General features: G+C 55.6%; 21 protein-coding genes and 1 other RNA gene. 13 read left to right on the top strand and 9 right to left on the bottom strand.

What is annotated here, in order from left to right; all coding sequences use genetic code 11:
- Positions 1-101: 101 nt before the first annotated feature.
- Positions 102-755, bottom strand: a complete 654-nt coding sequence (locus U1140_RS10105) for an AlbA family DNA-binding domain-containing protein (protein WP_369847616.1) — start codon at positions 753-755, stop codon at positions 102-104.
- 96 nt (positions 756-851) lie between these two features.
- Entirely contained in the window at positions 852-2123 is a 1272-nt protein-coding gene (locus tag U1140_RS10110) for a YibE/F family protein (RefSeq protein ID WP_369847619.1), read from the bottom strand.
- Positions 2124-2247: 124 nt separating this feature from the next.
- Between U1140_RS10110 and ffs the strand changes: the two genes are divergently transcribed.
- Positions 2248-2342: signal recognition particle sRNA small type (gene ffs / locus U1140_RS10115), an RNA gene on the top strand.
- A 103-nt stretch (positions 2343-2445) separates the two neighbouring features.
- Positions 2446-3261: a hypothetical protein gene (locus U1140_RS10120; RefSeq protein WP_369847622.1), complete on the top strand. Its 816-nt coding sequence runs from the start codon at positions 2446-2448 to the stop codon at positions 3259-3261.
- A gap of 355 nt (positions 3262-3616) precedes the next feature.
- On the opposite strand, the gene U1140_RS10125 is transcribed toward U1140_RS10120, so the two are convergent.
- From U1140_RS10125 to U1140_RS10135, 3 genes are all read right to left on the bottom strand, one after another.
- The gene (locus U1140_RS10125) at positions 3617-4336 is read right to left on the bottom strand and encodes a GOLPH3/VPS74 family protein (protein ID WP_369847660.1); all 720 of its coding nucleotides are present in this window, start codon (positions 4334-4336) and stop codon (positions 3617-3619) included.
- 79 nt (positions 4337-4415) lie between these two features.
- A complete protein-coding gene (locus U1140_RS10130) occupies positions 4416-4835 on the bottom strand; it encodes a hypothetical protein (RefSeq protein WP_369847624.1) in 420 nt (139 codons plus the stop codon).
- Between the two features lie 67 nt (positions 4836-4902).
- A complete protein-coding gene (locus tag U1140_RS10135) occupies positions 4903-5154 on the bottom strand; it encodes a helix-turn-helix transcriptional regulator (RefSeq protein ID WP_369847626.1) in 252 nt (83 codons plus the stop codon).
- A 173-nt stretch (positions 5155-5327) separates the two neighbouring features.
- Between U1140_RS10135 and U1140_RS10140 the strand changes: the two genes are divergently transcribed.
- The 3 genes from U1140_RS10140 (at position 5328) to U1140_RS10150 (ending at position 8220) form a co-directional block, all read left to right on the top strand.
- Entirely contained in the window at positions 5328-6236 is a 909-nt protein-coding gene (locus U1140_RS10140) for an ABC transporter ATP-binding protein (protein ID WP_369847627.1), read from the top strand.
- Between the two features lie 45 nt (positions 6237-6281).
- The gene (locus U1140_RS10145; protein ID WP_369847629.1) at positions 6282-7535 is read left to right on the top strand and encodes an ABC transporter permease; all 1254 of its coding nucleotides are present in this window, start codon (positions 6282-6284) and stop codon (positions 7533-7535) included.
- A 484-nt stretch (positions 7536-8019) separates the two neighbouring features.
- Positions 8020-8220, top strand: coding sequence for a hypothetical protein (locus U1140_RS10150; protein WP_369847630.1), 201 nt, complete (start codon positions 8020-8022; stop codon positions 8218-8220).
- A gap of 83 nt (positions 8221-8303) precedes the next feature.
- Here U1140_RS10150 and U1140_RS10155 read toward each other — a convergent pair whose 3' ends face one another.
- The gene (locus tag U1140_RS10155; RefSeq protein ID WP_369847631.1) at positions 8304-8558 is read right to left on the bottom strand and encodes a DUF6968 family protein; all 255 of its coding nucleotides are present in this window, start codon (positions 8556-8558) and stop codon (positions 8304-8306) included.
- 458 nt (positions 8559-9016) lie between these two features.
- Complete coding sequence (locus U1140_RS10160; protein ID WP_369847632.1) at positions 9017-9301, bottom strand: integrase core domain-containing protein; 285 nt, start codon at positions 9299-9301, stop codon at positions 9017-9019.
- A gap of 1048 nt (positions 9302-10349) precedes the next feature.
- Here U1140_RS10160 and U1140_RS10165 point away from each other — a divergent pair.
- The 8 genes from U1140_RS10165 to recR all read left to right on the top strand — a co-directional run bounded on the left by U1140_RS10165 (position 10350) and on the right by recR (position 18911).
- A complete protein-coding gene (locus U1140_RS10165) occupies positions 10350-11540 on the top strand; it encodes an ABC transporter substrate-binding protein (RefSeq protein ID WP_369847633.1) in 1191 nt (396 codons plus the stop codon).
- A gap of 9 nt (positions 11541-11549) precedes the next feature.
- Positions 11550-12428 carry an ABC transporter permease gene (locus U1140_RS10170; RefSeq protein ID WP_369847634.1) on the top strand — a complete coding sequence of 293 codons (879 nt, stop codon included), beginning with the start codon at positions 11550-11552 and terminating at the stop codon, positions 12426-12428.
- Entirely contained in the window at positions 12421-13245 is an 825-nt protein-coding gene (locus U1140_RS10175; RefSeq protein ID WP_369847635.1) for an ABC transporter ATP-binding protein, read from the top strand. The genes U1140_RS10170 and U1140_RS10175 overlap by 8 nt, the downstream gene beginning before the upstream one ends.
- Positions 13246-13386: 141 nt before the next feature.
- Positions 13387-14655 (top strand): aspartate aminotransferase type Ic, encoded by a 1269-nt coding sequence (locus U1140_RS10180; RefSeq protein ID WP_306516458.1) that lies wholly within the window; start codon positions 13387-13389, stop codon positions 14653-14655.
- Complete coding sequence (locus U1140_RS10185) at positions 14636-15214, top strand: suppressor of fused domain protein (protein ID WP_306516457.1); 579 nt, start codon at positions 14636-14638, stop codon at positions 15212-15214. Before U1140_RS10180 ends, U1140_RS10185 begins: the two co-directional genes overlap by 20 nt.
- A gap of 80 nt (positions 15215-15294) precedes the next feature.
- Positions 15295-17826, top strand: a complete 2532-nt coding sequence (locus tag U1140_RS10190; RefSeq protein WP_369847636.1) for a DNA polymerase III subunit gamma and tau — start codon at positions 15295-15297, stop codon at positions 17824-17826.
- Positions 17827-17912: 86 nt separating this feature from the next.
- Complete coding sequence (locus U1140_RS10195) at positions 17913-18251, top strand: YbaB/EbfC family nucleoid-associated protein (protein ID WP_369847638.1); 339 nt, start codon at positions 17913-17915, stop codon at positions 18249-18251.
- On the top strand, positions 18252-18911 hold the full coding sequence (gene recR / locus U1140_RS10200; protein WP_369847639.1) for a recombination mediator RecR: 660 nt from the start codon (positions 18252-18254) through the stop codon (positions 18909-18911).
- A 58-nt stretch (positions 18912-18969) separates the two neighbouring features.
- Here the strand turns inward: recR and U1140_RS10205 are convergent, their stop codons facing one another.
- A complete protein-coding gene (locus U1140_RS10205) occupies positions 18970-19902 on the bottom strand; it encodes a siderophore-interacting protein (RefSeq protein WP_369847641.1) in 933 nt (310 codons plus the stop codon).
- A 69-nt stretch (positions 19903-19971) separates the two neighbouring features.
- Complete coding sequence (locus tag U1140_RS10210) at positions 19972-20790, bottom strand: type 1 glutamine amidotransferase (protein WP_369847643.1); 819 nt, start codon at positions 20788-20790, stop codon at positions 19972-19974.
- Positions 20791-20793: the final 3 nt, after the last annotated feature.

The raw sequence follows: 20793 nt of genomic DNA on the forward strand, positions 1-20793 counted from the left end.
AGGCTCCACCAGAGCTTGGGGTACCGAACCCCGGTTGAGGTTGAAGACGCGTTTTGGGAACAAGATGAGTCTCGGGAAATAATGGAAAATAGGGTAAATGCCTAGGAACAAAACCCAGTACACTTCACATCAGTGGCTATGATGTTGAGCCGGTGCATGGCCTGCAACGTACTAGCTTTACCGAAAATTCGTGGGTGAATTTCTTTCTCGCGCGCAATGATGCGGTTCGTGAGCTCGTCGTCAAGATCATCCAGGCTTGCGCGGTGCACAATCTCCAAATCCCACGACGGCTGATGAGATTGTTCCAATAGCCGGTCAATTTCATAGCGCTGCAACAAGTGGTCGCCATCAGCGGTACGAATATATGATCCACGGTACATTCCCTTATTCGTGACGTACGCGGGTTTGTCGTAGTCTGCAATAGCGGGAATTTGTGCGACGACAATGGAATGACCGTCGATAGGGATAGTCTCAATGAATAACGGACGAATTGCCGGATAGACCTTGGTGGCGGCCGTATTTTGTAGGCCGTCGGTGATGGCCTGGGCATCGAATTTTTCCGAGGTAGTGAAATTATTATTCTCGTCGAGCCCAAGGATGAGTAAACCGCCATTGCCATTAGCGAATGCGGAAATAGTTTCCGGTAACTCTTTGGGCAAGCCCCCGAATGCAGCTTTAACTTCGACGTCTTGTGTGTCTGTTCCGAGCTCTCGTAGTGATGCGATTGTCGCGTGAATAGCGTTGATGTCAATCATGAAACAAACCCCTTAAGTGTGGTTCATGATAAACATACTACACATACGACACTATGTCTTATGTTTGGTGTCGTATGTTGTATGTCGGCAGCTAATTTATGCTTCCCGCGGGGCAGCATCAACGGCGGCAGGGGCGCGTACAGTCAAAGCAGCAATGGCGGTGGTGAGTGGAACCGCCAAGACCAGCGCAATCGCTCCGGTAACCGACCGCAGTATTTCCGTCGCCATGATGTCACTGCTGAGAATCTGCCCCAGCGGACGACCAGAAATACTCAGCAGCAACAGCGTCGGCAAGGCCACACCCGTATAGCTTAAAACCAGCGTGTATACCATTGAGGCAATATGGTCACGGCCGACGCGCATGGCACCAGCGAACAAGCGTAGGGGTTTCGCGCCGGGTTCCAGTTCGCGCATTTCGTTGACGGTGGAGGCTTGCGCGATAGTGACGTCGTTCAGAACCCCGAGCGCGCCAATGATCATGCCTGCGAGCATCAACCCGGAAATGCTGACTCCCGGCAGGTAGATCAGGATATTCAAATTGTTTTCATCGCCCAGCCCGCGGATGCCGGCAGTGGCCACCGCAAGCGTCGACAAGCCCACGGATAGGCACAATGCCAACAGCGTTCCGCCCATGGCACTAGCGGTTTTCCAGCTGAAACCATGCACTAAAAACAGCACCAAGAACAGCACCGCGGCGCCGCAGGTGAGGGCGAGCAGAATAGCGGAACCACCGTGGATGAGCCCGGGAATAAGAAACGCCGCGATCACAGCCAGGGTGATGACCAGGCCGAATACCGCGCGTAGGCCGCGCCAGGCGCCAACCGCGATGATCAGGATGGCCGCTGCTGCCAGCCAGAGCCACATAGTGGTGCTGCGTTGGAAATCTTGAAAACCATAGCTGCCGGCGTCGTGCTTGGAAAGAGCGATCTTGTCGCCCTCTTCCAATTGCGGATTGCCCGGGATTTCTGGGTGGATCTCCAGCAGGGTACGTTGGCCTTCATGTTCGCCGGAAGTTAAGTCGATAATCGCGTGGGTGCAATCGTGTGGCGCCTCTGGGTTGGTTTGCGGGGAAGTGTCAAAGACCTGGCCATTCGACGGGGAACCGCACATGCCGGGCTGGACGATGGCGACGGTGCCGTCGACAAGCTCACCGGAAAGTGACGAGGTTTGCTCGAATTGCTCACTGACCGGGGGCTCTTCATTGGGCGGCCACTGGATGATAAACCCAATGATCGTCGCCGCGGCCGCGAGGATTAGTCCGGCTGCGAGCACGCGCTGAGGCCACGTCCAGGTTTTGATGGCGCTGAGGTTGCGACCGGATGGCTGATGTTCGGACTGCGACGAGCTAGTGCGGTGATGGCGACCCATGGGCTAAGAATATCGCCTGCGTGCAGTGTTGCCTAAAAAACCGGTGGCAGAATATTGGTTCAGTGTATGTTGCCGGGATGCTGCGAGGTTAGACCACAGCGGTGGCCATGTGGTAGGTTTGTCTGCAGGATCTCGCGTGGCGTTCATCCTCTCAACTCCCCCAGGGCAGGAATGCAGCAAGGGTACGGAGGCTCTGGCGGGTGCGCGGGGTCCGTTTTTGTTACCTGCTTTGTAAGGTTTCGGGGCTGTGACAAAGGCGTTGTGACAAAGGCAGGATGAAACGCCAAAGTCGTGCGCCCGAGTAGTGACGAGAGAAAAATAAATGAAAGCCATATTTAGAACGCTGCTGGTTCTCGGAATTATTTCCGAAATCGCAGTGGTAATCCTCTCGGCGACGTCGTCGTCACTTTCTGGCTGGTGGGTCTTAGCCCCTATCTCAGTCATCGTCGTAGCTTTCCTGCTGTTGTTTGCTGGGATGGCTATGGATCGGCGAAAGAAAGGATCTTGGTCGCTCTCCCTCTCTGACACTGCCGAGCGTTTCGGGGTTCCTAGATTGGTGCTGGCTTTGCTGGTTTCGGAGATCAGTTCGCTGTGGTCGCTCACTAAAATTTTTACACGGTCTTCTTCCACTGCCGGTGCCGACGCCCACCCAGGGTACAAGAACCTACGAACCGTGGTTACCGTAATCGTCGGTCTAGTCATCGTTGAAATCACTGTCATACACCTGGCTGTGCCCAGCCAATTTTGGCGCATTCTGCTGCTGGTGCTGAGCATCTACGCACTCTTATTATTAATCGGGTTTTACACCTCTATTAAGGTCAATCCGCATCTTCTTACACCGCGGGGCTTAGAAATCCGACGCGGCCACAGATTCGTGTGTGAGATTCCATGGGAAAACTTGGCGCGGGCGAAAAAGGCTGGTCCTGGGCAGGGCGGTGACGTCATTATCAATGAAGACGGAGAAGTCAGGCTCCCGGTTCTGAGCGAAGTTAACGTCAGACTTGAGATGGAACCACCGGTCTCGGCGGAAGACCTGCACAAAGGACGGGTCGATGTGACTGCAGTCGAAATTTACTGCGACGACAGAAATTCTTTCCTTGATTCGGTTGCTGAGGCGTGGCAGTCACACACCATGTGAGAAATTAACGCAAGAACTCACCATCACTGGTGTGGTTGCCCGCACACCGTGGATACGTAATGGAGCTACCTAGTGGTTAGTTCTATCCCCTTTTGGTGCCTGTGGTTGGCACTGCAATTTTCCCGGTTACATACGAACCTAAATATGGAAATTTATCGCGGGCAAAGATAGTCGCAGCAACAGGAGTTCTATTCGCGTTGCCTGGTGTTTGGATGATTTACCAGGCTATGGCGGGTTTCCGAAAATTTGGGCTGTGTGAAATCGCTAGACTAGGCATTTTCGTTTTAATTGTTACGGTCTTGATAGAACCCAGGCTTTGTCTGCTGGAGCGTAGATAAGGTACGGTTGACACGCTCTAGGACATAAAGAATGCGCTGCCTGAAAGCACGGAAACCATGGAATTTACGGCCTGCCGAACAGCTTTGATTGCGTATTCACTAGAGTGTTCGAGGTGCTGATCTCCTAGCTTGCGCATACGCGCGCTGACGTCACGAAAACTAACGTCATTGAGTACTTTGCGCAGTTCTACCTTGATGTTGCCAACTTCACCTAGGATAATGAGAGTCACGGCGTCTTGAATGTTTGCCTCGGCTTCTCCTTTAATTATCTTGCCAAGACGATTGCGGAGTTCTTCTTCCGGTTGGCTGTCAATAGTGGGAAACTTTTCCCATTCGGCACCTAGGAACTTCCCTTGATCGAGGGTAATGATTCCTCGATTTTCGAGGGCAGAAGCAATTTCATTCTTCTGAGCAAACCAGGAGGCGTGCAGAAGCTTGTCCACTGTAATATTCGGGTTCTCCGTTATATTTTTGTATCCAGCGACGATCAATTCTGGATGCTTGTCGGTGGAAGGGGCTGGATCGATCGTGCGAACAGCCGGGTTTTGAGAATTATTGGATTCTTCGAGCTCGATGACCCCAGCAAAAACGAGGTCACTGAATAGCCCAGCGGATAGAGCCACGTCTTGGTTGGAAATACCGGCCTTGGCCCAACCGCTGTCGCGGGTAAATAGGAGAAAGAGTTGTTCTGAGATGAGAATGGCTAAATCCTTATCTAAATCATTGTGGGGACAAATAGGTTCGAGAGTTGGCTACTGGTTAGCCGAACTTAAACGGATCAAAACCTGGGACACTTCAGATGATCTAGGGCGAAGGCTATCTTTGGGATGGTGTCTGCGTTGTCCACCCCAGCCATAAGGTCGGTGTTGCGGCAATTATCAGATACGCGCCTAGGATGAGCTGCCATACAGACTGAAGCATGCTGTGAGCCCAGGCTCCGTTGGACTGGCCAACAATTGCAAGGAAGATCATAAGTACAATGCCAAAGCCAATCGCGGTCCAGTACCCAAAGTTAACTGCCCGTATCTTGAGACTATGTTCATACTCATCCAGATATTTTGAATGAGTTTCAGCGATATCTCGGGTGACAAAACGGACAAGCAGCCAGCAAAGGATGAACACGACCAATGACACCCACCAGGTTATCGACCCGAATTCTAGCTGCAGAGTTTCACCGATGAGCATGACCCAAGCTGTTATTGCGGCACCGATTGCTACTCTTTTCCTTGTTTTCATTCTCTCGAGATCCTTTCAGATCTAGTGACCTTGATGGTTTCCGTAAAGCTAACCAGCCACGGAGTTTTTACTTGAAATCATCCGACGAATAGACAAACGGCTTCCTGCTGAAGACTGCTTCAACCGGGAGATCGAACACCTGACTAATGGCCATTGCTAGATCGAGTGACGGATTATGTTCTGCCCGCTCCAATGCGCCAATAGTCTGGTGATTAACGTCCACCTTGTTGGCTAAGCTTTGGCGAGACAGTCCCATGCCGGTCCGCAATACACGGATCCGATTATAAAGTGGGCGTACCTCCCTCTTCTTTCTTCGCATATCCACAATATTACCGCTTCGTTCTGTCGTGAACGATATATCTGTTGTCAATCTACGCTTAAATATTGTGTATATACAACGATTCGTTATATATTCGTACAGGTAACTTCACACGAAAGGGAAGCTCCATGCTTCATCTTTGTAATATCAGTAAAAGCTATGGATCCCGGCGAGTGCTCCATGAAGTCAGTCTCAAGGTTGCTCCAGGTGAGCTGTACGGATACGTCGGTGGTAACGGCGCTGGTAAGACCACTTCTATGCGTATTATGCTTGGTATCGCCGAAGCAGATTCCGGTACGGTCACACTAAATGGAGATCCCATCGATGATCGTGTCCGCTCGAAAATCGGATACATGCCCGAAGAACGCGGCCTCTATCCAAAGATGACGTTGATTGATCAGCTGACATACTTTGGTGTTATCCACGGTGTCACTGCCCGTTCGGCCCGCGACGCCGCAGCCTATTGGCTCCACCGTTTAGGCTTGTCAGAGCGCTCCGGAAGTCTACTGGAGGCATTGAGTCTCGGTAATCAGCAGCGTGTTCAGCTGGCTGCTGCTCTTATACATGAACCAACCGCTCTCATTTTGGATGAGCCCTTCTCGGGGTTGGACCCAAGCGCCGTGGAGGTCATTGTAGACATTCTTCGTGAGGAAGCCGATCGGGGCATTCCAGTTGTCTTCTCAAGCCACCAGCTCGAACTGGTTGAAAAACTATGCGACAGAATTGGTATCTTGCGCGACGGGCACATCATTGCAGAGGGTACTTATGAGGAACTAGGCAGCGCGGTTGACCGGCAATACGTCATCGAGACCCCCGTCGCCCGTGCCATTTGGCTACCACAATTACGGCAGGCCCTCGGCGAACAAGCTGAATACCTGTCGATCTCAGCAAAGCAGGGTACCCGCACTCGCCTCAAGGTTCCTGATCATTTTGACGAACAAATCATCGTAGATGTTATCCGTGAGAACGGTGATCTTGCTGCTTTCTACCGGTGGATGCCGTCATTGACCGAGATTTATGCAACGGCTATGTCCGGCAGGGTGGACTTGCCAACCATCAAATCAACCTCGCATTCAGAGTAGTCCATTCCACCGACAAACAGTCTCACCACGCTTGAAAGAAACACAATGTCACCATTAGAACCCCATTCCTTACAACAGTCTGAAGGCTCCTATCATCAGCGCCCCAAGCTGTTGCGTACCATTGGCACTAGCCGCTGGGCTGCGCTCGTCGCGGTCCTGCGCCGAGAACTGAAAGCCAAACTATTAACCCCGGGGTACCTATGGAGTACCATTGTATTCGCAGCAATCGCTTTTTTTACCCCGGCTGTGTTCAATCTAGGAGATGATCAGACCTCTGTCATTGCGATTCCACCGGAATCGAATGGATTGATGAAGATTCTTAAGGATGGTACTCAAAGCGCGTGGTCGCTACGCGAAGTAGCGAATAATGATGAAGCTGAAAATCTCGTTATTAACGGCGAAGTTGACGCTTACCTGGTCCCCGCTGCTAATGGCAGTTGGTCACTGGTCAGTTCGGAGGCAGTAGACCCGAGGGCGCTGGAGTTATTGCAGACACAGCTAACAACCCATGCGCTAGCTTCATCTGCTGTTGAAGCTGGCGCCACCTCAGGCCAGCTAACAGAGGCTGTCTCTAGAGCTACTGTCACCCCGGTTACTCTCGAACAAGACGTTGTTGATATCGCAACGCTATTTTTCCCTCTGGGTATCGGAATGATCATAGTTTTGATCGTGATGTTATGGGGTTCGACCATGGCCAATGATGTTGTTCAAGAAAAAACAACTCGTGTAGTCGAAATTTTGCTGGCGACGTTGCGGTCGTGGCAGCTACTGGCAGGGAAGATCCTTACAATCACGATTATAGGAATCCTCCAGGCTGCTGCGGTTATTCTCGGCACTTGGGCGGGCCTAGAATTTTTCGGAGACGGGATCCCATTTGGGGGAGTCCCAATTGAATCGGCCGTCATAGGCGCGTCCAGTATTTTTATTGGCGTACCGCTGCTATCCTCATTTATGGCTGCTATGTCTGCCCGTGTAGACCACCCAGATGACGTCTCTACCGCCACTCAGCCAGTCTATTTACTCTTGATGCTACCGTTCGCCGCGGTTGTATTTCTGGCTCTTGAGAGCCCGAATACCATAGCGCTAGAGATTTTAGCCTATGCACCGGTGACCAATATTTTCGCAATGCCGGTCTTTGCCACCGTCAGTGATGTTGCACCATGGCAGTTATTGGTTAGCCTAGTGGTAGCTTTGCTGACGCTGGCAGCGTCGATCGCATTGGCAGGGCGGATCTACTCCAACTCAGTCTTGCGTAGTGGTACTACTGTCTCCGTACGAGAAGCACTCTTCTCCACATAATTTCCTCTGGCCGATGCCACACTAGAACAAAAGGGTGAATGTTGTGAATACTTCTACCACACGATCGATTCTCACTGCTATCAGCGTGATTATCATGGTTGTGCTCCTTGTCCTTGTCTTCGTGACTTCTTTTCCATGGTGGCTGGGATTAATACTCGCGATAGTGATCTTGCTGCCGATGCAGATGTGCCTGAACAAATTGAATCCGAAGCGAAACAGTCACCGCAATGACCACTAGGTAGCTCTACAGTGGGTCCACGATTTGCGGGCAACCCCAGTCCAACTTATAGGGAGCAGTTCAGTTCAAGGCGGGGGTCTTTTCTCGTTTGCGGACGCTTCAGCCCGAGTAGTGCAGCGCCCGGCGAGGCCATCGGGATGTTAAAAAGCGGGTAATAATATTACGACTGCCTGATAATATCACCAGCTTTGTAACATTCCTGGAGCTAGGGTACAGGCATCTGCAGCGCGCTGAAATGGAACATTGATGGAACACGATTCTGGGCACGCTGGTGCGGTGGTCACGGTGGTGTTTGGATGGCTGGAGACGAAGGCAACGTCGAGATCTAATCAGGAGTTTGCTCGTGGGCCGGATTGGCTGGGGTTCACGGACAAGATCATGGCTGCTTATCCGGTGGAGACGGATGTTCCCTACCGAAGGGTCTCCGGTGCCTGTGCAGATCCATGAGGATTTGGAGTAGTTGATGCCCCCCTTGCTAGAGGGGCACAAAGCCAGCAAGGGGTGGCGGATCCTGAATTTAGCTGAATCCGCTAGAAGCGGTCGGTTATGCCGTATGCTTCGGCTGCGGGGCGGGTTTTGATCAGAGCGTCGATCATATCCACCGCCAATCTGATGGATTGTAGTGCGTCTATGCCGCCGACTGGCAGGTTTCCGGCGTCCAGGCCTTCTGTGAAGATTTCACAGATCCAATCGTTTCCATCTTGGTAGGGGGCGCGTAGCCCCACGGTGAATTCTCCTTCATCATCGCGGTAGGTTCTTTGGGCGATGACCCTATGCTCGCTCATCGGCGACAGTTTGCGTATTGAACGGCTGCGGCAGATCCCATACTGCTGATGAGAGAGCCGACGACTGCGGCGCTGAAGATTAGTTTTTTAGTGGAGAGGTGTTTGGACATCTCGGTTCGTTCTAGTTGTGGGATGTGAGCCGGGCTGGTTTTTAGAATCAGGCGGTGTGAGTGCCTTCCCGGGTTTGGTTCCATTGGTTGGCGTACTCAGTCGGCGGGCTAAACCCCAGGCTCGAATGAGGATGATAGGTATTATAGCGCTTTCGACCACAGTCGCGAGAGTGTCTAATGGTTTGTGGGTAGGTTCCCAACCTGCATAAGGAAAATGAAATGCTGGGGTTGCCCGCAAATCGTGGACACGTAGTGGAGCTACCTAGTGGTTAGGCAGCTATTTCTTTTCTGCTGGTGGTTAAACCAATGTGGTTCTCGAAGTTGACAGGGCTTGCCATACCGAGTGCTTCAGTGCCGACGTCGACGGTTGTAGACGACTTCAATCCAGTAGGCAACGGCCTTGCGTGCGGCATCACGGGTTGGCCAGCACTTACGGTCGTAGAACTCGGTTTCAAGCCTCGACCAGAATGACTCGGCCATCGCATTATTGAAGCACACGCCACTACGCCCCACAGACTGGGCAATGCCCAGGTTGCGGCACAACTCCCAAAGCTTCTCGCTGGTAAATTGCGTTTTGCGGTCAGTGCGAAACACCAGGCCATTAGCAACGTCACCGCGCAGCGTATACGCCATCCGCAAAGCCCGTTCGACCAGGGTATCGATATTGAATACACACACTCAATCGGTATCCGGAAAGGCCAAATCTAGGGAATTGGCGACACGCCGGTCAGACACATTTTTGTCGTTTAACCCCCGGTTCTCTCATTGGTGCATTTCAACGCGAAAACACCCCCGCCGCGATGCTTCAGGCTAGGCCTGGTGTTCGGACGAGAGTGCCTTCTATATGGGGTTCAGTATGCCACTTATGTCACCTGCCCTCTCACTAAAAGAGAGTATAGATCCATGGCGAAAAATCAAGTGAAGCGTCCCAGTTTTGTTCCGTTTGAGTAGATGGGCATCTCTTCAATTACGCCAAAGAAATGTGACCGCGAGCTAAAGACAACCTGCCCCGCGTTGTCGATGACTATATCCCGGCAGAAGACTTGTCGATACAAGCCGCGCTCACTGCCAATCACTCGTGGATAACGGGTATGTGGACTCCGCGGCCCTGAGGCTTGGCCACTCAACTCAGCCATTGTGCGTTTTTTGCAAATAGACCCACTGAAAATGGCCTTTTTTAGTCACTATTTGCAAAAAACGCACAATCTGCCAACCCAAGGCATCGAAAGGACGGCGAAAAGCGGTTTCTCCGGGATAAGGAAGACGGTTAAAGGGGGGGCGAAGCGAGAGTCAGCGGACCAACAAAGCTTCCGGCACCGCGCGAAACCGCAACCACCGCTGGTGCATACTCCGAAAGCCCGTAAGGAACCATGCCTCGAATCCAAGTCATGCGGAAAATCCTGCAAGATTTCGCCCGCATCCCTTTTTGTCGCATAACCCTTCCCGTGCTGGGCCTGGGTCCGGATCCTTGGGGCTTTGCCAACTCGGCACCTGATAGACAAACTTGTCTATCAATCTTCCGTAGCTGACGCAGCGTTACCATATGGACTGAAAAGTTACGTACCTGCACTTGTGCTCAATACCCGTTGTGTGGCCGTGAATGTAGAAATTGACTCTGCCTTGTGTTCCGGCTTAAGTTTGAGCCCTTGCTGAACTGATTGGTCTATTTAAGGAAGAACGCATGGTCTATAACCGCATTCTCTCCCGGCGACAGTTGCTGCGCACAGCAGCAGCCATGGGTGGGGTTGCCCTGGGAGGCGGCATGCTTTCTGCTTGTTCTACACAGTCACAAACACGACAGCCGCAAACAAGTGCTTCCGGGCCCGCACCTTCTGCTAGTTCTGCTTTCCAGGAAGAACTGGTCATCGGTTTTGTGCCCATTGCGTGTGCCTCACCACTGGTTGTAGCGGACGCGCTCGGCGCATTTGAAAAACAGGGACTCCACGTAAAATTACGAAAATACGCCGGGTGGGCTGACCTCTGGACGGCATACGCAACCGGAACCCTCGACGTTGCGCACATGCTCTCACCAATGCCACTGGCAATTGATGCTGGTGCGACGAACGCGTCCCGGCCCACAGAATTGGCTTTTACCCAAAACACCAATGGCCAAGCGTTAACCTTGTCTACCTCTCACCTGGGTGCGGTCTCGCAACCGACAGATCTTGCAGGAATGGTGCTAGGAATCCCCTTTGAATATTCGGTGCATGCATTGCTCCTGCGCGATTATTTGGTCGCCGGTGGCCTCGACCCGGTTTCTGATGTGGAATTGCGGCTCTTGCGGCCACCGGACATGGTGGCGCAATTGGCGGTCGGTGCCGTCGACGGTTTTATTGGCCCCGAACCGTTCAACCAAAGAGCTTTGACCACGGGATCGGGCCGCGCGTTTATTCCCACCCGGCAGATGTGGGAGAACCACCCCTGCTGCTCGGTTGCTATAGCTAAAGAAATTGACCGCGGGGTGCGTGATCGTGTGGTCGCGGCTCTGCGGGAAGGTGCCCAATTTGTCGACAGCCCGCATCACGTACACGAATCAGCGTCGATGTTGGCAGAAGAAAAATATCTGAACCAGAAAGAGGAATTGATCTCGCCTGCTTTGGCCGGATCCTATACCACCTGGGACGGTAACGATGTGGTGGATCCGGACATGATCAATTTCGGCGGACAAACTTCGGCTACCGCGATTACCTGGATGGCTGCGCAAATCGCGCGCTGGGACCTCGGCGGCACGGCCTTGACGATGGACGACGACGTGCTCTTGGCAGCCACAGCATCAGTCTTGCCGCCTGAGGCAGACCGCAGCACGGCCCCGGTTGAAATCAATGGCCGGATATTTGATCCGCTAAAGCCCACGGCTGGATACCAGCGCTAAGGACCCACTATGTCTAAAACTCACACGCCTACTACTCGAACTTCCGCTGGCCGAACGTCTACCAGCCAAGCGTCCGCTAGCCGGACTTCCACCGGCCGAACGCTGCCAAAGAAAAAGCCCGGCCCGTGGAAACCCGTTGCCCTCGGCGTCGGCCTGTTTTTCGCTTTCCTTCTGGTATGGCAATTAATAGCGGCTGCGGGGTGGCTGTCGGATATCGCGCCGACGCCTGCCCGCACTCTCAGCCGCGGTGCTGAAATCCTGGCTGATCCTTTTTACCGGGATGGTCCAGCCTCCGTCGGCATTTTCTGGCACATGGTGGCATCCCTGCGCCGTGTGTTGCTCGGTTTTATCATCGCGATGCTCATCGCCATTCCGCTGGGCTTTTGGTTAGGATCGTCCACCACCTTCCGCCGGGCGACGGACCCCTTTGTGCAAATTCTGCGGCCGGTATCCCCGCTGGCGTGGCTGCCGTTGGGGCTTGCGCTGCTGCGCGATGCGGAAAATACCGCGGTCTTCGTCATTATTCTCTCCGCTTTGTGGCCTACCCTGCTCAACACCATTGAAGCCGTACGTGGCGTGCACCCGTCGTACAAAAACCTCGGAGCCACATTGGGCACCAGCCGTGTGGACCGGCTCCTTTACATCATCGGGCCTGCCGCGCTGCCCGGCATCATCACGGGCATGCGCCAATCACTGTCCACCGCGTGGCTGGTGATTGTGGCAGCGGAGATGCTTGTCGGCGGGCAAGGCGTCGGCTTTTTCGTGTGGAATATGTGGAACCGCCTGGACATTGATGCCATCGTTGTGGTCATCGTTCTCATCGGTGCCATCGGCTTGGCCCTGGATTACCTGGTTGCTTCATTGCAGAAAGTGGTGCGTTATGACTAATACCTCAACCGATACGGTGCCAAATACCGTCGATGCGCCTAACACCAGTGGTACTGGCACCGCGCATATCGAATTTAAAAGTATTACAAAAAGCTACGGGCCGACGACGATCATCGGCGAGACTTCCGTATCTATTCAGGAAGGCGAGTTTGTCTCCTTGCTTGGGCCTTCCGGCTCAGGCAAATCCACGATGCTGAACATGATTGCTGGCTTGGCGACGCCGTCGACAGGCGAGGTGCGTGCCCGAGACGAGGTGATCACCGGCCCGGGCCCAGACCGAGGCGTGGTTTTTCAAAATCACGCCCTACTGCCATGGATGACAGCACGCGGCAATATCGAATTCGGGCTGCGCTCTGCACGGCCGGATTTGTCGAAAGCCCAGCGGAAAACAATCACGCAGGAATTCCTGGATGAAGTCAGTTTGGGCCATGCGGCTGATCGTCGTCCAGCACGATTGTCCGGTGGCATGCAACAACGGGTGGGGTTGGCGCGCGCTTTTGCCATTGGTTCGGATATTTTGCTGTTGGATGAACCCTTTGGTGCGTTGGATGCGCTGACCCGGAGACAATTACAGACCTTGCTGCTCAGAGTTTGGGAAGAAAACCGACGCACGGTGGTAATGGTGACCCACGATGTTGACGAAGCGATCCTGCTGTCTGATCGCATCTTGGTCATGTCGCCGGGGCCAGAGGCAACCATCGTGGAGGATTTACGGGTTGGTCTTGCCCGCCCACGTACCGGTGATGCGGACCCAGCCGTCGTCAAGCGCAAAAATGAGCTGCGCCACCACCTGTTGTCATTGTTGGAGCATGATTAGTGGCAGTGGCGGATTGTGATGGATGGGACACGATCACGTTGCCGCATCGCCATTCAGTTTTGGGTAGCCAACACAGATCTCACACAAACTCGCTACCATGGCAAGCAGCATAGATGTAATGGAAGGTAGGCGAGTACCCCAATGTCACTCCTCGACTTAGATACTGAGCAATTCAACGAACTAGCCCAGCAGGTCCGCAAGGATTACCAGGACTTGCAGGCGAAAAACCTGAACCTGAACCTGACGCGCGGTAAACCGTCGAACGAACAGCTCGATTTCTCCCACGATCTACTTAGCTTGCCTGGCGATGACCCGATTGATGCCGACGGCGTCGACGTGCGCAACTACGGCGGATTGCTGGGAATTAAGCAGCTGCGCGAAATCTGGGCGAATGCCCTGGGACGTTCGGTGGACAACACCATCGCCGGTGATTCTTCCTCGCTGAACATTACTTTTGACCTGCTGTTGTGGTCGTACACCTTCGGCAACAACGATTCTGTACGCCCGTGGAGCCAAGAAGAAAAGGTCCGCTGGATCTGCCCGGTGCCGGGTTACGACCGCCACTTCACCATCACCGAAAAACTCGGCATCGAGATGGTATCCGTTCCTATGCTTGACGACGGTCCGGATATGGATGCCGTGGAAAAGCTGGCCCAAGACCCGCAGGTGAAGGGCATGTGGGCCGTGCCGGTGTTCTCCAACCCAACCGGAGCGATCTTCTCCAAGGAAGTCTGCGAAAAGCTGGCTGCCATGGACACTGCCGCGCCAGATTTCCGCATAGTGTGGGATAACGCGTATGCGCTGCATACGCTGACCAACGAATTCCCGGAAAACTACAACGTGCATGAAATGGCGGCAGCCGCTGGCAACCCGAATCGCTTCTGGGAAATGTCGTCGTCGTCCAAGGTCACGCATGCCGGCTCGGGCGTAGGCTTTTTCACCTCCTCGGAAGAAAACATCGCGTGGTATTCTTCCATCGCCAGCGCCCGCGGCATCGGCCCAAACAAGGTCAACCAACTGGCGCACGCGCGTTTCTTCGGAGACGAAGAAGGCCTGAAAGCGCTGATGCGCAAGCACTCCGGATCATTGGCACCGAAGTTCGACGCTGTCCTGGATCTGTTGGAAAAGAAACTGGGCGGATATGACGTCGCTAGTTGGTCGCACCCAGAAGGCGGTTACTTCATTGACCTCAACGTCATCGATGGCACCGCGACACGCGTGTGGGAGCTGGCGAAAGAAGCCGGAATTGAATTAACCAAGGCCGGTGCTTCCTTCCCGTACGGCAAAGACCCGCACAACCGGAATATCCGCCTGGCACCATCGATGCCTACCGCCGATGAGGTCGCTGTCGCCATGGATGGTGTGGCCACCTGCGTGCTGCTGGCTGCGATTGAGAAGAAGGAGGCTTAAGCCCCTGCAATTCGAAGAAACCGGCTATTGGCTCAGCCAACTCATCCCGGCCAAGCTGGAATTCCGCAAGCTCGATGAGTGGCGTATTGCCAGCGCACAGATAGACGAGCAACAAGCGCTGGCAGCGACCGCCAATTTTGGCGCGGTTGATACCGGGCTGACCAGTGACGAATCCGGCCAGTCCGTGCGTTGCGAGCTGCTCGCCGTGGCGCAAGCCGAACAGCCCGCCATTGCGACAGCCGTTTTGGCGGCTGCAGAACTGCTGCGTTCGGCAGGCGGTGTGCTGCCAGCGCGGCCGGGTGTGCTGCTGCCGGATATTGGCCAGAAATTCGCTGAGCTGGGTCAGGATCATCTCACCGTGCGCCACGGGCTATTGGCCGTGCCGTATTTGTGGTCTGGCAAGACGCCACGCTTGGAAGAAGACGACCGGATCACGCTGATTTGCCAGCTGATCATGCTCACCGATGCAGAGTACGAATTCGCCGTGGATCATGGCGTCGACAAGCTGCAGGACAAATTGTCTACTGAAGGCATTGATCCAGGCGACTGGGGACGGTAAATCCTGCGCCGTTTTTGTTGTCGTTTTGTTTCTGCGCTGTTTTCTGTTGGGGCAGCGGTGGATATCGGTAAAGTGGTGGCGTGGCTCTTTACCGGAAATATCGTCCCGCAAGTTTTGCTGATGTCATCGGACAATCGCAGGTCACTGAGCCTTTATCAGTGGCTCTCGACGCCCACCGCATCAATCACGCCTACCTGTTTTCAGGCCCGCGTGGTTGCGGTAAAACCTCCTCTGCGCGCATCCTCGCGCGCTCATTGAATTGCGTCGAAGGGCCAACCTCGACTCCATGCGGGCACTGCGATAGTTGCCGCGCACTCGCCCCTGGTGGTCCAGGAAACTTGGATGTCACCGAACTCGACGCGGCTTCACACAATGGTGTGGAAGACATGCGCGAACTGCGCGACCGCGGCCACTACGCGCCGGCGGAATCGCGCTACCGCATCTTCATCATCGACGAGGCACATATGATCTCGCAGCAAGGTTTCAATGCCTTGCTAAAGATCGTCGAAGAACCGCCGGAGCACCTCATTTTTATCTTTGCGACGACGGAGCCGGAAAAAGTTATTGGCACGATCCGCTCGCGTACCCACAATTATCCGTTCCGTCTGCTGACTCCACCGGATATGAAGTCGCTGCTCCAGCATGTGGTTGACGAAGAAAACGTGCAGGTAGAAGATGCCGTCTACCCGTTGGTGATGCAAGCCGGTGGTGGCTCGCCGCGCGATACGCTGTCGCTGTTGGACCAGCTGCTCGCTGGTGCGAAAGATGGCGAGCTGACTTACCAGCAGGCTGCTCCGCTGTTGGGCGTGACAGACCTGGCGTTGATTGACCGCGTGATCGGTGCGCTTGCGAACGACGAAAAAGGCGAGTTGTTCCGCATCGTCCATGACGTGATCAACGCTGGTCACGAACCACGGCGCTTCGTGGAAGACCTGCTGGATCGCCTGCGAGATCTGCTGATTATTCAGTCCGTTCCCGAAGCATTCAAAGAAGGCTTGGTTTCCGCCCCACAGGATCGTGTTTCGGTTTTGCAGGAACAAGCTGGTTGGTTTAGTCCGGAGGCGCTGACGCATTACGCCGATGTAGTCAATGAGCGTTTGCCGCAAATGCGTGGTGCGACCTCGCCGCAGCTGTTGTTAGAGATTCTGTGTGCGCATCTGTTGGCCAGGCCTTATGCCGTGGGCTCTGCATCTGGCGCTGGCACCGCAGAGAGCGCTGGTGCGAACCCTGGTGCCGTCGTAAATTCCAATGGTGCTGGTGCTGGTCCGGGGCCTGGTTCGGGTGCTGGTGCTGGTTCGGCAACAGGACCGGGAGACGGTGCTGGCGCAGCAACCACCGCTGGGCAACGTGGCCAGACCGGTGTCGGCGAAAGAAAGAGCGCGCAGCCTGCAGGAGCCCCGCGTGGTGCTGCCGCCGCAATCGCAGCGGTGAACGCGATGGGCGCTGGCCAGCCAGAGACGAAGTCGACTCCTTCGCATGGTCCGGCCCCGAAGCGGACTGAAGAGCCTGCTCAGCACGAACGAGCGGAGACGCCTGCAGCAAGTGAGCATTCTGCGCAGCCTGCCGATGCGTTAGAGATCATCCGCAGCCGCTGGAACAATATCCGCTCCCAAGTCGGGGAGAAGAACCGGGTTGCAGAAGTCATGCTCACCGAGGCGAAGGTTTTGGGCGTTGACGACGACGGAACCGTTGTCTTGGGGCACAACACTGGTGCTTTGGCAGAGCGCATCAACTCTGAGCGCAACAACTCGGTGATTGCAGAAGCGATGAGCGCTGCCGTCGACAAGAAAGTGCAGGTCCGCTGCATTGTGGGAACGAAAGTTCCTGCTGAGCTGAGCGTACAAACGAAGAACACACAGCCCCAGAAAACGCCGTCGAAAGACGAGGCGGTAGATAGTTCGCCACAACAAGAAGCGCCACAACAAGAATCGGCCCGGCAAGATTCATCATCGCAGGAATGGGCCCAGCAAGAATCATCGCAAGAATCGGTCCGGCGAGAATCATCGCAGCAGCCGCAGCCGCCGCAGTCGTCCCCACGGCAAAGCTCTGCACGAGACGCCGAAAAGCCGCAGGCAAAAAACGATGACTGGCGTGAGGTTGCTGCCGCAGCGAGAAATCGGGCGCGGCAACGGTCAGCGCAGTCTGGTGCTGACACGTTTGGTGATGGAGTGCCGTTGCCACCGGAGCCGGCATCCGAGGATGGCGTGCCTGATGAGCAGGCACCCCAGCCACCACAGTCTTACCAGCCAACCCCAGCACCCCAGCCACCGCAGTCTGAGCAACCCGCGCGAACCGAACAACAACCGAAGCCGGACCAGCAACCACAGGCACAGTCGACCCAGCAACCTGACGTGCAAGGAGGACCACAGCAGCGGTCGGCGTCGTCAAGCACAGCTACCAGCGGAGGCGAATACCGCGCAGGTGCCGGAAGCGCGGCGAATGCTGCCGCCACAGAAACACCAGCAAAACCAGCAAACTCAGCAAACCCGGAAACTGCAGAGAAACCAGCAAACCCGGAGAACGCCGGTGGCGCCGATGAACGCTCCCCAGAGCAAATCCACGCTGCCGCGCGGCAATTACTGGAGACAGAATTGGGTGCCCGACCGTTGTAAACTAGGGCCGGTAAAATGGCGTCAGCACGCGATATCCAGCACGCGATATAGCGACAATGCAACCAAAATTTTAAGGAGTAGTAAGAATGACTCAGCCACAAGATATGCAGCAACTGATCAGCCAGGCCGCCGAAATGCAGGCGAACCTGCAGAAGGCGCAGGAGGAAATCCTGGCGACTTCCCTGACCGGAACCGCTGCTAATGGCCTGGTAGAAGTCACCATGACCGGCGGCGCAGAAGTCACCGACATCAAGATTGACCCACAGGTCGTCGATGCCGATGACGTTGAGACCTTGCAAGACCTCATCCTCGGCGCTTTCCAGGATGGCCACCGCAAGGCCGGCGAGCTGGCGAAAGAAAAGATGGGTCCACTCTCGCAGGGCATGGGTGACGGTGACATCAACAACCTCATGGGTGGCATGTAAGTGTTCGAAGGTCCTTTACAAGACCTCATCGACGAATTCTCGCGCCTGCCTGGGATTGGGCCGAAAAGTGCCCAGCGGATTGCCTTCCACGTTCTGCACACAGAACCCGAAGACATCGACCGCCTCCAGCAGGCGCTTGCTGGTGTTCGCGACGGGGTGACGTTTTGCCGCATCTGCTGCAATATCTCCCGCGAAAGCGTGTGCCGCATCTGCCATGATTCCGGGCGTGATCGCTCGATGATCTGCGTGGTCGAAGAACCCAAAGACATCCAATCCATCGAGCGCACCGGCGAATACACTGGCCGCTACCACGTGCTCGGTGGCGCACTCGACCCGCTGGCAAATATTGGCCCGAAAGACCTCAACATCAGCCAGCTGCTGCAACGCATCGGTGGCGTTGTGCATGATCGTGAGCTGGCAGATTCCACGCCGGAAAACCCGCTTTACGACGACACCCCGCAGATCGACGAGGTCATCCTCGCGATGGACCCGAACACCGAGGGCGAAGCAACCGCGTCGTACCTGGTGCGGCTGTTGCGGGATTTCCCTGATCTGAAGATCTCCCGTTTGGCCTCGGGTATGCCACTGGGCGGGGATTTGGAATTCGTCGACGAGCTCACGCTCTCGCGCGCGCTGTCGGGCAGGCTCTCAGTGCGCTAGCAGTGGCCAGCACCAGCTAGCACCCGCCAGCATTAAAGCGCGGCCCAGCCACCCCCAGCTAAGGCCGCGGTTTGCCAGCGATCCAGTAGACACACCACTGGATCGCGCCCGAATCCAAACCATAAACGTCTATACCCAGCTGCCGGGCCTGTTTTGCCAGCGCAGCTTCACCGCTAGCCCACACGTATTCCGGCCGGAAACCGGGATCCTGGTGGGCTAGTTTTTCTATGTGTGCACGCAGCAATTCTTGGTGCTGGGCATAAGGCCCCTTGACGACGTCCAACCCGCCGACGCGCCCGCCCCAACGCGCAAGTGCTGCGCTTTCAATATCGGCGTCGGTTTCTGCCAAGGCAACCACCCGTGAAGTCTGCAGGGTCTCCGGGTGGAAGCGTTCGCAAAAATCCAAGATCGCCCAGACCGACGGCAGTGCCGAGGGATCGGCGACGAATAACTGGTGCGGGCTAGGGTGAAACCACAGACCGCGGGCGGTATAGACAGCGCATTCGGCGCCGGGTTCGACATCGAGAACCCAATTCACCCCAGGCGCCGGAAATGGTTGCCCGTTTTCATCCACCCCCGTCGGTGCGGAAGCGTCGGCTGTTGCGCCCGTGCGTTTGCCATGCGTGGCGACGTCGAAGGTGGCCACGGCACGTTCCTGGTCCAGCGAGCAGAACGTATACCAGCGCAGTTCTGGGCGCCACGCGGCATCGCAGGCAGCGATGGTGGCGCGTAAGTTTGCACGATCGCCGTCGATAAGCTTGGCTTCGAGCCCATCCAAGCTTTCTGCGGCGGTGGGCATGACTAACCCAAAGAATTCATCCGGCCCGCTGAGCTGCATATCTGCAAATTCGGGGGCGGTGAGGTGAAGGCGCAGGAGCTCGTCGGCAAGCACCTCAATGTCGAGCACCCGGCAGCGTACGAATTCGTGGCGCGCATCGCCGGGCGGGTCAGTCAGTGCGGTATCGAGAAATACGGAATGTTCAGCAGCCATGAATTATAGTTTAGGCTACCCAATCACGACTGCAAGCTGGTGGATGACAATAAAGCGGATGACAATAAACTAGCGCAGCCGCTCGGTACGCAACTGCTCGATGGCGGGGATCTCCAGCGGAGACAGCTCTTCAGGGCTTATCCCCATCGCCAGGGCAAGAATCAGGTCCGCGAGTTGCGGGTTGCGTGCGAGCGCTGGGCCATGCATGTAGGTCGCGATCACCGAACCTTGCACAGCGCCTTCTGCCCGGGTCTGTGCATCTACATCTGCATCGTCGAGGTTGCCCTCAGCCGCGCCGCGCCGGGCGGCATCCGCGTTACAGTTACCAATTCCGGTGGTCACCGCACCCAACGGGCTGGCATCGGGGCCGAGCAGGCTGGCGCCCATGTGGTTTTCAAAGCCCGTCAACGGGGCAGTGAGAGAGTGGGTCACACCAGCTTGGGTGGGCTGTGAGGCGACCTCACCGATCGCGCGCTTATCCAACGTCACGGTGCGAGCATCCACCAGTCCCAGCCCGTCGACTTCTTTGCCGGAAGCCCGGAACCGCTCGCCGACCAGCTGGAAACCAGCGCAAATCGCGAAGATCGGGGCGCCGGCGTGGGCTGCGGCGTGCAGGCCGCCGTCGGCAAGCAAGTGCTCGACCGCAAGAATCTGTGCGCTATCTTCGCCACCGCCTAAGGTGTAGGCGTCGAGTTGGTGCGGTACGGATTCGCCCAGCTTAATTGGGTGGATCTGCGCGGAAATACCCCGCATGCGCGCACGCTGGCGCAGCACCAAGGCGTTACCGTCATCGCCGTAGGTGCCGAGAACATCCGGAAGCACCAGACCGATATTGAGCTCGGCGTTGCTGCCGTCGTGTGCCGTATTCGCTGCTGTGTTAGCTGCCATCTG

The sequence above is a fragment of the Corynebacterium drakensteinense genome, from assembly GCF_041224285.1.
Taxonomy (GTDB): domain Bacteria; phylum Actinomycetota; class Actinomycetes; order Mycobacteriales; family Mycobacteriaceae; genus Corynebacterium.